This is a genomic window from Hydrogenophaga palleronii NBRC 102513, assembly GCF_001571225.1.
GTDB classification, from domain to species: domain Bacteria; phylum Pseudomonadota; class Gammaproteobacteria; order Burkholderiales; family Burkholderiaceae_C; genus Hydrogenophaga; species Hydrogenophaga palleronii.
In genome coordinates this window covers 194,831-209,362 of the sequence record NZ_BCTJ01000001.1, presented here as the reverse complement: position 1 = coordinate 209,362, position 14,532 = coordinate 194,831, and the positions used below count along the sequence as shown (strand labels likewise).

11 protein-coding genes and 1 pseudogene are annotated in these 14,532 nt (G+C 68.2%); 3 read left to right on the top strand and 9 right to left on the bottom strand.

The genetic code is table 11. From position 1 onward, the window contains the following. Positions 1-26: 26 nt before the first annotated feature. Positions 27-782, bottom strand: a complete 756-nt coding sequence (locus HPA01S_RS00965) for a heparan-alpha-glucosaminide N-acetyltransferase (protein WP_066265487.1) — start codon at positions 780-782, stop codon at positions 27-29. After that, positions 779-1,531 (bottom strand): alpha/beta fold hydrolase, encoded by a 753-nt coding sequence (locus tag HPA01S_RS00960; protein ID WP_066265485.1) that lies wholly within the window; start codon positions 1,529-1,531, stop codon positions 779-781. The genes HPA01S_RS00965 and HPA01S_RS00960 overlap by 4 nt, the downstream gene beginning before the upstream one ends. A 69-nt stretch (positions 1,532-1,600) precedes the next feature. Here HPA01S_RS00960 and HPA01S_RS00955 point away from each other — a divergent pair, with 69 nt between their 5' ends. Further along, the gene (locus tag HPA01S_RS00955) at positions 1,601-3,574 is read left to right on the top strand and encodes a peptidase U32 family protein (protein WP_066265482.1); all 1,974 of its coding nucleotides are present in this window, start codon (positions 1,601-1,603) and stop codon (positions 3,572-3,574) included. 10 nt (positions 3,575-3,584) lie between these two features. Here HPA01S_RS00955 and HPA01S_RS00950 read toward each other — a convergent pair whose 3' ends face one another. The 7 genes and pseudogenes from HPA01S_RS00950 to purL form a co-directional block, all read right to left on the bottom strand. Then, a complete protein-coding gene (locus HPA01S_RS00950; RefSeq protein ID WP_066265478.1) occupies positions 3,585-4,139 on the bottom strand; it encodes a hemerythrin domain-containing protein in 555 nt (184 codons plus the stop codon). Between the two features lie 47 nt (positions 4,140-4,186). Beyond that, complete coding sequence (locus tag HPA01S_RS22935) at positions 4,187-4,330, bottom strand: hypothetical protein (RefSeq protein ID WP_157084853.1); 144 nt, start codon at positions 4,328-4,330, stop codon at positions 4,187-4,189. A 48-nt stretch (positions 4,331-4,378) separates the two neighbouring features. Beyond that, the gene (locus tag HPA01S_RS22930) at positions 4,379-4,621 is read right to left on the bottom strand and encodes a hypothetical protein (RefSeq protein WP_157084852.1); all 243 of its coding nucleotides are present in this window, start codon (positions 4,619-4,621) and stop codon (positions 4,379-4,381) included. Between the two features lie 108 nt (positions 4,622-4,729). Further along, positions 4,730-5,664, bottom strand: a pseudogene (locus HPA01S_RS00945) (DUF808 domain-containing protein). Between the two features lie 12 nt (positions 5,665-5,676). After that, positions 5,677-6,516 carry a phytanoyl-CoA dioxygenase family protein gene (locus HPA01S_RS00940; protein ID WP_066265476.1) on the bottom strand — a complete coding sequence of 280 codons (840 nt, stop codon included), beginning with the start codon at positions 6,514-6,516 and terminating at the stop codon, positions 5,677-5,679. Positions 6,517-6,519: 3 nt separating this feature from the next. Further along, complete coding sequence (locus HPA01S_RS00935; protein WP_066266166.1) at positions 6,520-6,792, bottom strand: DUF2164 domain-containing protein; 273 nt, start codon at positions 6,790-6,792, stop codon at positions 6,520-6,522. Positions 6,793-6,797: 5 nt separating this feature from the next. Beyond that, positions 6,798-10,808, bottom strand: coding sequence for a phosphoribosylformylglycinamidine synthase (purL, locus tag HPA01S_RS00930; protein WP_066265473.1), 4,011 nt, complete (start codon positions 10,806-10,808; stop codon positions 6,798-6,800). Between the two features lie 127 nt (positions 10,809-10,935). Between purL and map the strand changes: the two genes are divergently transcribed. Next, positions 10,936-11,763: a type I methionyl aminopeptidase gene (gene map, locus HPA01S_RS00925; protein ID WP_066265472.1), complete on the top strand. Its 828-nt coding sequence runs from the start codon at positions 10,936-10,938 to the stop codon at positions 11,761-11,763. Between the two features lie 13 nt (positions 11,764-11,776). Beyond that, entirely contained in the window at positions 11,777-14,449 is a 2,673-nt protein-coding gene (locus HPA01S_RS00920; protein WP_066266164.1) for a [protein-PII] uridylyltransferase, read from the top strand. Positions 14,450-14,532 lie beyond the last annotated feature (83 nt).

Below are 14,532 nucleotides of genomic sequence, written 5' to 3'. Positions count from 1 at the left end.
TCGTCTGTCTGTCGAGCGGTTGCGGCTCAGCGCAGCATGGCAGCCAGCCCCACCAGGCCGATCAGCACCGGCTGGTGCAGCAGGTAATACAACAAGCTCCAACGCCCCAGCGTCACCAGCCCACGCCGCAGGCCGCGGGCCGGCGCGTCGGCGGTGCCCAGCCAGCGGGGCCGGTGGCGCAGCGCCCATTGCCCGGCGGCCATGCCCCACCACATCACCCCCAGCCAGGGCAGCAGCGGCACATAGTCTTCGGTGATCGGCTTCACGCTGATCAGGCCCAGCCAGTTGAGCACGGGCGTGTTCAACACCTCCAGCACCGGCCAGGCCGCAATGGCCAAGGGCGCGGCGAACTTCAGCGCGATGGCCGCGGCACCCAGCCACCACAGGGCAACACCCCAGCCGGCCGTGAGGCGCACCAGGATCAGCATCACCGCGATGCCGTGCAGCACCCCGAAGTAGATGAAGCTGTGGGGAAACATGACAACCGAGCCAGCCGTCACCAGCAGCGCCGCAGCGGCTACCTGGCACCAGCGTTTCCAGAAGCGCGCCCAGCTCTGTCCCTGGTGCACCGCCACCGCCTGCGACAGCCCGGCGGTGAAGAGGAACAGGCTCACGATGGCGGTGCGCTGCCCTGTCCAGAGTGGGTCGCGGTAGAAGTCCTGGTTGATGAAGCCGAAGAAGTCGAGGTCAAAACACAGGTGGAAGGCGGTCATCCACAACATGGCCACCGCGCGCAGCAGGTCGATGCGGTCCAGCCGTTGGGGGGCGGCCACCGCCTTCATGCCGGCGCGCGCTGCAGGTCCAGCAGCAGCTTCGCCAGGGCCTGGGGTTCGCTCACCATCGGGTCGTGGCCGGTGGCCAGCTCCAGCACGCGCCAGCCCGGCTCGCTGCGCACGCGCGTGCGCGAGGCGGCGATGGTGGCCAGCGCGGGCGAGGTGCAGTCGATGAAGCTGCGCGGCACGGCGGCCACGCGCGCGGCATCGAACTGCAGCGGCTGCTGGTAGACCTTGAAGGGCTGCGGCGTCTGGCGGCGGTTGACCCAGTCGCGGTCGGCACCCTCCAGCCCGAACACCTTGGCGTCGGGCGGCGGAAAACTCAGGCCGGCGCTGGCCCGCGCCGCGTCGATGCGGCCCTGGCGCGTTTCTTCCGTGTGCGGGCTGCTCCAGCTCTCGCCCGGTTGCGGCACCACCGCGTCGAGGTAAACCAGGCCGGCGAGGGTGCCCGGGTGTGCCTGCTGCAGGCGGTCGGCCGCGCCAGTGACCACCATGCCCGCGTAGCTGTGGCCGACCAGCAGCACACGCTGCAGCTCCTCGGCCTTGATCAGGCCCAGCACGTCCTGGATGTGGGTCTGCAGGTCGATGTCATGCGACAGCAGGTGGGCGCGCTCGCCCACGCCGGTGAGCGTGACGGCGTGGACCTCCACCCCTTCGTTGCGCAGCAGTGGCAGCACACGGCGCCAGCACCAGGCGCCGTGCCAGGCGCCGTGCACAAGCACGATGGCGGGTTTTGCGGTGTCGGGGCTTGGGCGCATGGGCGTTCTCCGGGACAATGTCGGGTTGCTTTCCGGCCCGATTCTGCACCCTCACCGACCGCCCACGCCATGCTGCCCCACCAGATTGAATTGCTCTCCCCCGCCCGCGACGCCGAGATCGGCATCGAGGCGGTGAACCACGGCGCCGACGCGGTCTACATCGGCGGCCCGTCGTTCGGCGCGCGCACCAGCGCAGACAACCGGGTGCAGGACATCGCCCGCCTGGTGAAGCACGCGCACCGCTTCGGCAGCCGCATCTACACGACCATGAACACCATCCTGCGCGACGACGAGCTCGAGCCCGCGCGCAAGCTGGCCTGGCAGCTGTACGACGCCGGCGTGGACGCGCTGATCATCCAGGACATGGGCCTGCTGGAGGCCGGCCTGCCGCCGATCCAGCTGCACGCCAGCACGCAGACCGACATCCGCACGCCCGAGAAAGCCCGCTTCCTGCAGGATGCCGGCCTGTCCAAGCTGGTGCTGGCGCGCGAGCTCACGCTGCCGCAGATCGCCGCCATCCGCGACACGCTGGACGCCGACCGCTGCCTGATCGAGTTCTTCATCCACGGTGCCCTGTGCGTGGCCTACAGCGGCCAGTGTTACGTGAGCCATGCGCAGACCGGCCGCAGCGCGAACCGGGGCGACTGCTCGCAGGCCTGCCGCCTGCCCTACGAGGTGAAGGACAGCCAGGGCCGCATCGTCGCGCACGACAAGCACGTGCTGTCGATGAAGGACAACAACCAGAGCGACAACCTGCGCGAGCTCATCGACGCCGGCGCGCGCAGCTTCAAGATCGAAGGCCGCTACAAGGACATGGGCTACGTCAAGAACATCACGGCGCATTACCGCCGCCTGTTCGACGAGATCCTGGACGAGCGGCCCGAGCTGGCCCGTGCCTCCAGCGGGCGCTGCACGTTCGGTTTTTCGCCCGACCCGGACCAGAACTTCAACCGCGAGTTCACCGACTATTTCGTGCAGGGCCGAAAGGAAGACATCGGCGCCTTCGACACACCGAAGAACCCGGGCCGCCCGATCGGCTGGGTGACCAAGGTCGGACCGAACTTCGTCGAACTGGAAACCGACGACCGCGCGACCGTGATCCACAACGGCGACGGCCTCTGTTACCTCGACCTGCACAAGGAACTCGTTGGCCTGCAGATCAACCGCGCCGAACCGGCGGGCCGCGCCGGTCAGTGGCGCGTGTTCCCCAAGGACGAACTCGCCGGCCTGCGCCACCTCAAGGCCGGCACGGTGGTCAACCGCAACCGCGACATGGACTGGGTGCGCTCGCTGGAGAAAAAGTCGGCCGACCGGCGCATCGGCGCCTGGCTGCGGCTCGAAGACACCGCCGAGGGCCTGACGCTCACCGCGACCGACGAAGACGGCCACTGCGCCGCCGCCACCCTGCCCTGCGCACTGGAGCCGGCGAAGGACCCGGCGCAGGCCGAGGCGCGGCTGCGCGAAGCACTGTCGCGCCTGGGCGAGACGGTGTTCGAGCCCATCGACGTGTCGCTGCAGCTCTCGCAGCCCTGGTTCGTGCCGGCCTCACTGCTCAACCCGTTGCGGCGCGACGCCATCGCTGCGCTCGAAGCCGCGCGCGCATCGGCCTGGCAGCGCCTGCCGCGCGCCGTGCCGGTGGACCCGCCGGTGGCCTACCCGGAAGACACGCTCACCTACCTGGCCAACGTGTTCAACCACAAGGCGCGCGACTTCTATGCGAAACACGGCGTGAAGGTGATCGCCTCGGCCTACGAGAGCCACGAGGAAGAAGGCGAAGTGAGCCTGATGATCACCAAGCACTGCGTGCGTTTCTCGCTCAGCCTCTGCCCCAAGCAGGCCAAGGGCGTCACCGGGGTTCAGGGCACCATCCGCGCCGAACCCATGAGCATCACGCACGGCAACGAAAAGCTCACGCTGCGTTTTGACTGCAAGCCCTGCGAGATGCACGTGGTCGGCCGCATCAAGCCCACCGTGATGCAGGCGGTGCCGGCCAGCCCGCTGAAGTTCTACCGCACGCGGCCGAGCCCCGCCACCGCCAGCTGACGCGCTCCCGTCAGACGTGCGCCGCGATCTGCGGCGCGTGGCGCAGGTGCAGCGACAGGCCGAGCGCGGCCATGTGGTTGCCGTTGCGCCCGAGGATGGTTTCGCTCAGCGGCAGGAAATCCACCTCTTCATAGGTGGCGTGGCTGGCGTAGGCCGCCACCAGGGCGCGCACTTCTTCCACGTCGAGGTCGGCATCTTGCCCACGCGCCACGCGCTTGAGGTCTTTCTCCAGCACCTTCCACAGGCCTTCAAGAATGCGGTGCTCGCGGGTCAGGCGCTCCACCATGGCCTGCACGCGCATGCGCTCTTCGCCCGGCTGCGCGCTGGCCAGCACGGCAGGAAACAGCTCTTTCTCCTCGTCGAGGTGGTGCGCGAAGATGGCCTCGCTGAAGAAGGCCAGCGAGTCGGTGGCGATGCGGCGGGCGCGGGCGGCCGGCTCCAGCAGCTCCGGCAGCTGGTCCAGCACGTTGAGGCGTTTCATGATGCCGACGTGGCAGTCGGCAAAACCGTCCAGCGGTGCAGCGTCCACGAGTGCGGTGGGGTTGGAAAGGCTTGTGGTGTTCATGGTGCGGCCAGTCTAGGCAGGGCATGGCCCGGTGCCCTTGATGCACGTCAAGCCCGCGTTTTTCGGCGGTGCGCCACCAGCTCGAACACGTCGCGCTCGCTCTCGGCGCCCGAGGCACTGAGCACGCGGCGCTGCATCTTCACGTAGCGCTTGGCGTCTGGCGCGTACCAGATCAGGTACTGGATGCGCACCGGCTCGGTGCTGGCCTGCGTCGGCCCGCCGGTGGCACGCTGCTCCGCTCACTGCCCGGCTCGGTGCGCGTGGCTTCGCTGGACGGGCGCGCTGCCGCCACCGGCGTATCCGCCGGTCGGCTGGTGCGGCGCGGTCACGGTGTCGATGCGGAGGAAGTCGTGCGGGTCGTCGAGCCGGCGCCGTCGCTGGTGCTCAGCCACTCGTCTCCGATGATGACCATGAGCACGCGGCAGGAGCCCGGCATAACCTGCCGAGTCGTCACGCCGGTCGCTGATGAAGATGCCATCCATGCGACCCTGCCCCCCTTCGTGCCACCCGGGGGTGGCTGGGTCAGCCTACGGCTCGCTCCGGGTGTGGCGCCATCCCTCAAAGGGGACCGCAGGGGGATGCGAAGGCCCTCAGGCAGACGCCGCGCCGCCGCCACCGCGCACGCGCTGGAACAGGCTCACCACCAGCAGCACGGCAGCCCCGGCGAGCAGGCCGGCCACCGCGCCGGCCAGGCTGGAGGCCACCGAGCCGAGCCAGCCCAGCGTGGCGGCGAAAGCCTCGATGCCATGGCCCAGCGCCGGAATGCCGTGCAGCAGGATGCCGCCCCCACCAGAAACATGGCGACGGTGCCGACCACCGACAGGGTTTTCATGAGCCAGGGCGCGGCCGCCAGGATGCCGCGGCCCACGGCCTGCTTCCAGGCCGCCGCCTGCTGGTTGAGCCAGAGGCCCAGGTCGTCCAGTTTGACGATGCCGGCCACCAGGCCGTACACGCCGATGGTCATGATCACCGCGATGCTGGCCAGCACGGCCACGCGCTGGCCCATGCTGGCTGCGGCCACGGTGCCCAGCGTGATGACGATGATTTCGGCCGAGAGGATGAAATCGGTGCGCACCGCGCCCTTGATCTTCTCTTTCTCGAACACCACCAGATCCACCTGCTCGTCGGCCACTGCGGCCACGCGTTGCGCTTTGACCTGCGCCTTCTGCGCCTGGTCTTCCGCCTTGTGCGGGCCGAAGTGGTGCCACAGCTTCTCGGCCCCCTCGAAGCAGAGGAACAGGCCGCCGAGCATGAGCAGCGGCGTGATGGCCCAGGGAATGAAGGCGCTGATGAGCAGCGCCGCCGGCACCAGGATGGCCTTGTTCGTGAACGAGCCCTTGGCCACCGCCCAGACCACGGGCAGCTCACGCTCGGCGCGCACGCCGGTGACCTGCTGGGCGTTGAGCGCGAGGTCGTCACCGAGCACGCCAGCGGTTTTTTTCGCTGCCACCTTGGTCATGAGCGCCACATCGTCGAGGATGGTGGCGATGTCGTCGAGCAATGTCAGCAGACTGGCTCCGGCCATGGTGGTGTTCTTTCAGCGTGAAGAAACGGTGTGGTGGGCCGGCGGCCAGACGTGGGGGAACAGGGGATCGTCGAGTTCGGCGCCGTCGGCCAGGCGCTCGCTCAGTCCGGCAAACGGCGGCGAGGTGCGCCAGCGGCGCGGTGCGTGGCGCGCGTCTTCGCCCAGGTAGCGGGCCGAGAACACACGCCGCCGCTGCCCCGGGCCGACGCCGCTGGAGGCGTGCAGGCTGAGCATGTGGAAGGCCACGCAGTCGCCCGGCTCCAGCGCCCAGGCCAGTTGGCGGAAACGCGCGGGTTCGGCGTCGATGGCGGGCAGCTCGGCCAGCGTGCCTTCGGGAAACCATTTCGCCTGCTGGTCGCGGAAGGTGCGTGGCATGAACCAGGTGCCGGCGTGTGAACCGGCCACGAAACGCAGCGTGCTGGCCAGCGGCACCGGGTCCACCGGAATCCAGAAGCTCACGTTCTGGCGTCCGCTCACGTTGTAGTAGGGCTGGTCCTGGTGCCAGGGCGTGGGCTGGCGCGTGCCCGGCTCCTTCACCAGCAGGTGGTCGTGGTAGAGCCGCGCGGTGCGGCTGCCCATGAGCTGCGTGGCGATGTGGGGCAAGGCCGAGTCGCACAGCACTTCCCGGTAGGCCGGGTTGTCCTGCCAGGTGCAGAAGTCTTCGACGAAGCGGCCCGGGTCGTCCGGCTCGCTGGCCACCAGGGCGAGTGGGCTCAGGTGCGCGAGGTTGTGTTCAATGCCGCGTTCCAGCAGGGCCAGATCGGCCGCATTCAAAACGCCCCGCAGCACCACGGCTCCATTGTTCGCGAAATCGGTTGCGGTGCCTGCCGGCAGATCGAATTCGCGAGCCATGCCTTATCTCCCCTTGGCGGGTTTCTCCCGCTTGCGCCAGTAGGTGAAGGTGTCTTCGTGCACCTCGATGTCGAGTTCCGACACGCGGGCCTGCAGGCGCTCCTGCACGTCGGCCACCGCCTGGTTGTAGACCACGGGCGCGATCTCTTCCAGGAAGAAGCCCAGCAGGCCGCCGGCGGCGATATTGCCAATGCGCTCGTCCATGTTCGCCTCGAAGTAACGCTGGATCGAGGCGATGGCCTCGTCCCGCGTGCCTTTGGGCAGCTCGATGGCCATGCTGCTCAGCCCACCCACTTGCGCGCGTTGCGCCAGATGCGCATCCAGGCGCTGTACTCGGACGGATTCTGGTCGGTCCAGCTCATCTGGATGTTGCGGAACACGCGCTCGGGGTGCGGCATCATGGCCGTGAAACGGCCGTCGGCCGTGGTCACGGCCGTGAGGCCACCCGGGCTGCCGTTCGGGTTGAACGGGTAGGCCTCGGTGGCGGCACCGCTGTGGTCGGTGAAGCGCATGGCGGCAATCGCCCTGGCCGCATCGCCCCGGTGGTGGAAGTTGGCGTAACCCTCGCCGTGCGCCACCGCAATCGGCAGGCGACTGCCGGCCATGCCCTGCAGGAACAGGCTGGGCGATTCGAGCACCTCCACCATGGACAGGCGGGCCTCGAAACGCTCGCTCTGGTTGGTGGTGAAACGCGGCCAGGCTTCGGCACCGGGAATGATGTCGGCCAGTTCGGCAAACATCTGGCAGCCGTTGCACACGCCCAGGCCAAAGGTGTCCTGGCGTGCGAAGAAGCTCTGGAACTGCGCCGACAGTGCCGGGTTGAAGGTGACGCTGCGCGCCCAGCCGATGCCGGCTCCCAGCGTGTCGCCGTAGCTGAAACCACCGCAGGCCACCACGCCCTTGAAGTCGGCCAGCTTGGCGCGGCCGCTTTGCAGGTCGGTCATGTGCACGTCGAAGGCTTCGAAGCCGGCCTGGGTGAAGGCGTAGGCCATCTCCACGTGCGAGTTCACGCCCTGCTCGCGCAGGATCGCGACCTTGGGGCGTGCCAGGTTCAGGAACGGCGCGGCCACGTTGTCGTTGGCGTCGAAGCTCAGCTGCGTGTGCAGGCCGGCATCGCCTGGCTGGCCGGCGGCCGAGTGCTCGGCGTCGGCGCAAGCGGGGTTGTCGCGCTGCTGGTTGATCTTCCAGCTCACGCTGTCCCAGACCTGCTGCAGGTCGAACAGGCTGGCCGAGAACACCGCCTTGGTGTCGCGCCAGACCTGCAGCTGGCCCTTGCCCGCGTCCATCACGGAGCTGGCCGGGCGGGTCTTGCCGACGAAGTGGCTGTGTTTGCTCAAGCCATGCTCGCGCAGGGTCTGCATCACCGCGTTGCGGTCTTCGGTGCGCACCTGCAGCAGCACGCCCAGCTCTTCGCTGAACAGCGCCTTGAGCGTGAGCTCTTCGCGCCGCGCGCTGACCTGGTTGGCCCAATTCTTGGCGTCGCCCATTTCCATGCGGCTGTCGCTGATGCCGTCGCCTTCGGTGACCAGCAGATCGACGTTGAGCGCCACTCCGACCTGGCCTGCAAAGGCCATTTCGGCGGCGGCGGCCAGCAGGCCACCGTCGCTGCGGTCGTGGTAGGCCAGGATCTGGCCCTGCGCGCGCAGTGCGTTGACGGCGTTCACCAGGCTGATGAGGTCTTGCGCGGCGTCGAGATCGGGCGCTTCACCACCGCCCTGCCCCAGCACCTGCGCCAGCACGCTGCCGCCCATGCGGTGTCGGCCCTTGCCGAGGTCGATCAGCACCAGCGTGGTGTCGTCCAGCGTGTGGTTGAGTTGCGGCGTGAGCGTGCCGCGCACGTCGGACAACGTGGCGAAGGCGCTCACGATCAGGCTGACCGGCGAGGTCACCTTCTTCGTCTCGCCGCCTTCTTTCCACTGCGTGCGCATGGACAGGCTGTCCTTGCCGACGGGGATGGAAATGCCCAGCGCCGGGCAGAGCTCCATGCCCACGGCCTTCACCGTGTCGTACAGCGCGGCGTCTTCGCCGGGTTCGCCGCAAGCGGCCATCCAGTTGGCGGAGAGCTTGACGCGTGGCAGTTCGATCGGCGCGGCCAGCAGGTTGGTGATGGCCTCGGCCACCGCCATGCGGCCGGAGGCGGCGGCGTCGAGCGCGGCCAGCGGCGTGCGCTCGCCCATGCTCATGGCCTCGCCCGCGAAGCCCTGGAAATCGGCCAGGGTCACGGCGCAATCGGCCACCGGCACCTGCCAGGGGCCCACCATCTGGTCGCGGTGCGACAGGCCGCCCACGGTGCGGTCACCGATGGTGATGAGGAAACGTTTGGAGGCCACGGTCGGGTGGCTCAGCACGTCGATCACGGCCTGTTGCAGGTTCACGCCAGTGAGTTCCAGCGCGGCGGGGGTGCGCGCCACGGTCTTCACGTCGCGGTGCATCTTGGGCGGTTTGCCCAGCAGCACGTTCATCGGCATGTCGACCGGGCTCTGCGCCCCCTCGTCGGCCAGCACCAGCTGGCGTTCTTCAGTGGCCACACCGATCACCGCAAACGGGCAACGCTCGCGCTCGCAGAAGGCCTTGAAGGTGGCCAGCGATTCGGGCGCGATGGCCAGCACGTAACGCTCCTGGCTTTCGTTGCACCAGATTTCCTTCGGGGCCAGGCCGCTTTCTTCCAGCGGCACGGCGCGCAGGTCAAAACGGGCGCCACGGCCGGCGTCGTTGGTGAGTTCGGGGAAGGCGTTCGAGAGGCCCCCGGCACCCACATCGTGGATCGCCAGGATGGGGTTGTTCTCGCCCTGCTGCCAGCAGTGGTTGATGACCTCTTGCGCGCGGCGTTCGATCTCGGGGTTGCCACGCTGCACGGAGTCGAAGTCGAGCGAGGCGGCGTTGGTGCCTGTCGCCATCGAGCTGGCGGCGCTGCCGCCCATGCCGATCTTCATGCCCGGGCCACCGAGCTGGATCAGCAACGAGCCGGCCGGGAACAGGATCTTCTGGGTCTGCGTGGCGTCGATCACGCCGACACCGCCGGCGATCATGATGGGCTTGTGGTAACCGCGTTGCACGCCGTCCACCGCCAGTTCGTATTCGCGGAAGTAACCCAGCAGGTTGGGCCGGCCGAACTCGTTGTTGAAGGCCGCACCACCGAGCGGGCCCTCGGTCATGATCTGCAGCGGGCTGGCGATGTGTTCGGGCTTGCCGCCCGGCTGGTCGCTCAGGCCGCCCCAGAGTTTGCCGACGGTGAAGCCGGTGAGGCCCGCCTTGGGCTTGGAGCCGCGGCCGGTGGCGCCCTCGTCGCGGATTTCGCCACCGGCACCGGTGGAGGCACCGGGGAACGGCGAGATGGCGGTCGGGTGGTTGTGCGTTTCCACCTTCATCAACACGTGGTGGGTGGCGGTTTCGCTGCTGTAGGCCGGCGAGGTTTCGCCACCGGCGCGCGCCACGAAGCGCTGCACCACGCTGCCTTCCATGATGGAGGCGTTGTCCGAGTAGGCCACCACGGTGTGTTGCGGGGCCTGCTGATGGGTGTGGCGGATCATGCCGAACAGGCTTTTGTCCTGCGCCACGCCGTCGATGGTGAACTGCGCGTTGAATATCTTGTGGCGGCAGTGTTCGCTGTTGGCCTGCGCGAACATCATCAGCTCGACGTCGGTCGGGTTGCGCTGCAGGCCGTTGAAGGCGGTCACCAGGTAGTCGATTTCGTCGTCGGCCAGCGCCAGGCCCCAGGCGGTGTTGGCCTGCTCCAGCGCCGCGCGCCCGCCGCCCAGCACGTCAACCTGCTCCATCGGAGCCGGGTGCAGTTCGGTGAACAGGGCCTGTGCCTGGCTGCGGTCGAGGCTGACGTTTTCCGTCATGCGGTCGTGCAGCAGCTCGGCCACGGCGCGCAACTGCTCTTCGGACAGGCTGGCCTTCTTGCCCAGCAGGCCCGTCTTGAGGCCGAGGCGGAACTCGACCAGGCGCTCGACCCGGTGCAGGGCCAGGCCGCAGTTGTGGGCGATGTCGGTGGCCTTGGAGGCCCAGGGCGAGACCGTGCCCAGGCGCGGCATCACCAGCAGGGCCGGCGCACCGGCTTCATCCAGTTTGAGATGGGCCGCGCTGGCGGGTTCACCGTAAGTCAGAAGTTCACCCACGCGCTGCACGGTGGCCGCGTCGGGTTCGCCATCGAAGCCGGCGAGGTGCACGAAGCGGGCCGAGAGGCCGGTGATCTTGTCGGAAATGCCCGCGAGACGGGGCAGGAGCTGCTGGACTTTGAAGTCGCTGACGGCGTTGCCGCCTTCAAAAAAGCGCAGGTGCAGGGACACGTTGGGAGCCTGAGGTGCGTTGACCCGGAAGCCCGGGTGGAAAAGCGTGGATTTTACCCGGCCGCCCCCATGGCATTGGCCGCAGGCGGTGCCACCCCGGTGGGGCGTGGTGGGATAATTGCGCCCCATGAGCATCACCTACAAAGACGAGGCCGGCATCGCGGGCATGCGCACGGCGTGCCGCCTTGCGTCCGAAGTGCTGGACTACCTCACCCCATTGATCCAGCCGGGCGTGACCACGCTGGAGATCGACCGCCTCGCGGCCGAGTACATGAAACAACAGGGCACGGTCTCGGCCACCATCGGCTACCAGCCCAGCGGTTACCCGCCCTACCCCGGCCACCTCTGCACCTCCATCAACCACGTGGTCTGCCACGGCATCCCGAACGAGAAACCGCTCAAGAAGGGCGACATCCTCAACGTGGACGTGACGGTGATCAAGGACGGCTGGTTCGGCGACAACAGCCGCATGTTCCTGATCGGTGGCGAAGCCGCCTGCTCGGTGCAGGCGCGCCGGCTGACGCAGGTCACCTACGAAGCCATGTGGAAAGGCATCGTGATGGTGCGCCCCGGCATCCGCCTGGGTGACATCGGCCACGCGATCCAGACCTTTGCCGAAGGCAATGGTTTCTCGGTGGTGCGCGAGTTCTGCGGCCACGGCATCGGCCAGCGTTTCCACGAAGACCCGCAGGTGCTGCACTACGGCCGCCCGGGCACGCTGGAAGAACTCAAGCCCGGCATGACCTTCACCATCGAACCCATGATCAACGCCGGCAAGCGCGACATCAAGGAGATGGGCGACGGCTGGACCATCGTCACGCGCGACCGCTCCCTGTCGGCGCAATGGGAGCACACGGTGCTGGTGACCGACACAGGCTACGAAGTGCTCACGCTGTCGGCGGGCAGCCTGCCGGCACCGGCCTTCGTGACCGCGTCCGCGCCCGCGTTGGCCTGAGGTGACCACGCCCGTGCCATTGGCCGCCGGGCAAGACCTCGGCAGCCTGAGGACCCAGTACCGCGAACACAAGGCCCGCCTGCTCGAAGAGCTTGGCGTGCAGGGTTCGTCCACGCGCGGCGTGCGCAAGGCGCTGCAGCAGCTCTCGCGCCTGACCGACCAGACCCTGCGTGCACTCTGGGCCAACGCCGGTTTTGGTGGCGAATGTTCGCTGGCGGCGGTGGGTGGTTACGGCCGCGGTGAACTCTTTCCCTATTCCGACGTTGACGTGCTGGTGCTGCTGCCCGACGGCAGCCGGCCCGACGACGATGCCGCGCTCAAGGCCCGGCTCGAAGGCTTCATCGGCGCCTGCTGGGACGTGGGCCTGGAGATCGGCTCCAGCGTGCGCACCATCACCGACTGCGTGGACGAGGCGGCGAAAGACGTCACGGTGCAGACCTCGCTGCTCGAATGCCGCCTCATCGCCGGCAGCAAGAAGGCCTTTGCCAACCTGGTCAGCCAGCTCAGCGAGGCGATGGACCCCAAGGCCTTCTTCGTCGCCAAGACGCTGGAGATGCGCCAGCGCCACACCAAGTTCGAGAACACGCCCTACTCGCTCGAACCCAACTGCAAGGAATCGCCCGGCGGGCTGCGCGACCTGCAGATCATCCTGTGGGTGGCCAAGGCCGCCGGCCTGGGCCGCAGCTGGGACGAGCTGGCCCGCAAGGGCCTGGCCACGCCGCTGGAGGCGCGCCAGATCAAGGCCAACGAGGCCCTGCTGAGCCTGATCCGCGCCCGCCTGCACCTGTTGGCCCACCGGCGCGAAGACCGCCTGGTGTTCGACCTGCAGACCGCCGTGGCCGAGTCCTTCGGCTTCAAGGCGCAGCCGCCGGTTGGCGGTGGCGCCAAGGGCACACGCCGCGCCAGCGAAGCGCTGATGAAGCGCTATTACTGGGCCGCCAAGGCCGTGACCCAGCTCAACCAGATCCTGCTGCTCAACATCCACGAACGCCTGCAGAGCGACGAGGCCGGCGTGGACCGGCTGCGCCCGCTCAACGAACGTTTCTTCGACAAGGGCGGCATGCTGGAGGTGGCGAGCGACAACCTGTACTTCCAGCAGCCGCACGCCATCCTGGAGACCTTCCACCTTTACCAGACCACCACCGGCATCAAGGGCCTGTCGGCGCGCACGCTGCGTGCGCTCTACAACGCCCGGCCGGTGATGAACGCGCGCTTTCGCGCCGACCCGGTCAACCGTGCGCAGTTCCTGCAGATGCTGCAGGCGCCCGAAGGCATCACGCACGCCATGCGGCTGATGAACCAGACCTCGGTGCTGGGGCGCTACCTCTGGGTGTTCCGCAACATCGTCGGGCAGATGCAGCACGACCTGTTCCACGTCTACACAGTGGACCAGCACATCCTGATGGTGCTGCGCAACATGCGCCGCTTCTTCATCGCCGAGCACTCGCACGAGTACCCGTTCTGTTCGCAGCTCGCCGCCGGCTGGGACAAGCCCTGGATCCTCTACATCGCAGCCCTGTTCCACGACATCGCCAAGGGCCGAGGCGGCGACCACTCCGACCTCGGCGCGCGCGACGTGCGCACCTTCTGCCACCAGCACGGCATTGCGCGTGAAGACACCCGGCTGATCCAGTTCCTGGTGGCCGAACACCTGACCATGAGCCGCATGGCGCAGAAGGAAGACCTGAGCGACCCGGACGTGATCGACGCTTTCGCCAAACGCGTGGGCAACGAGCGTTACCTCACCGCGCTCTACCTGCTCACCGTGGCCGACATCCGCGGCACCAGCCCGAAAGTGTGGAACGCCTGGAAGGGCAAGTTGCTGGAAGACCTGTACCGCTACACGCTGCGCGCACTCGGCGGCCGCGCCCCCGACCCCGGCGCGGTGATCGAAGCGCGCAAGCGCGAGGCCCTGTCGATGCTGGCCCTGCACGCCCTGCCCCACCAGGCGCACAAGGTGCTGTGGGACACGCTGGACGTGAGTTACTTCATGCGCCACGAGCCCGACGAGATCGCCTGGCACACGCGCGTGCTCTCGCGCGAAATCGCGCAGGCCGCGGCCAAGGCAGCCCCCAAGGCCATCGACGGTGCCGTGCCGGCCCTCGACAAATGCATCGTGCGCGCCCGCATCTCGCCCGAGGCCGAAGGCCTGCAGGTGCTGGTGTACGCACCCGACCAGCCCGACCTGTTCGTGCGCATCTGCGGTTACTTCGACAGCTCGCACTTCAGCATCCTCGACGCGCGCGTGCACACCACCTTGACCGGCCACGCGCTCGACACCTTCCAGGTGGTCGCGCCCACCATGTCGGACCACTACCGCGAGCTGATCGCCATGGTGGAAAACAAGCTCGCGCGCACCATCGACGAACGCGGCGCCCTGCCCGAACCGGTCAAGGGCCGGCTGTCGCGCCGCGTCAAGAGTTTCCCGGTCACACCACGTGTGGACCTGCGGCCCGACGAGAAGGCGCAGCGCTGGCTGCTGTCGGTGTCGGCCAGCGACCGCGCCGGCCTGCTCTACGGCATCACGCGGGTGCTGGCGCGTTACGACATCAACGTGCAACTGGCCAAGGTGACCACGCTGGGCGAGCGCGTGGAAGACACCTTCCTCATCAGCGGCCCGCAGCTGCAGGTGAACAAGCGCCAGATCGAGATCGAGACCGAGCTGCTCGAAACGCTCGAAGGCTGAAGCCAGGGTCCGCGCAACCTCGCCGGGCCCGCTTCACGCGATGCACGTGGCGCACGCGATGTGCGCACAAGCAGGCTGCTTTC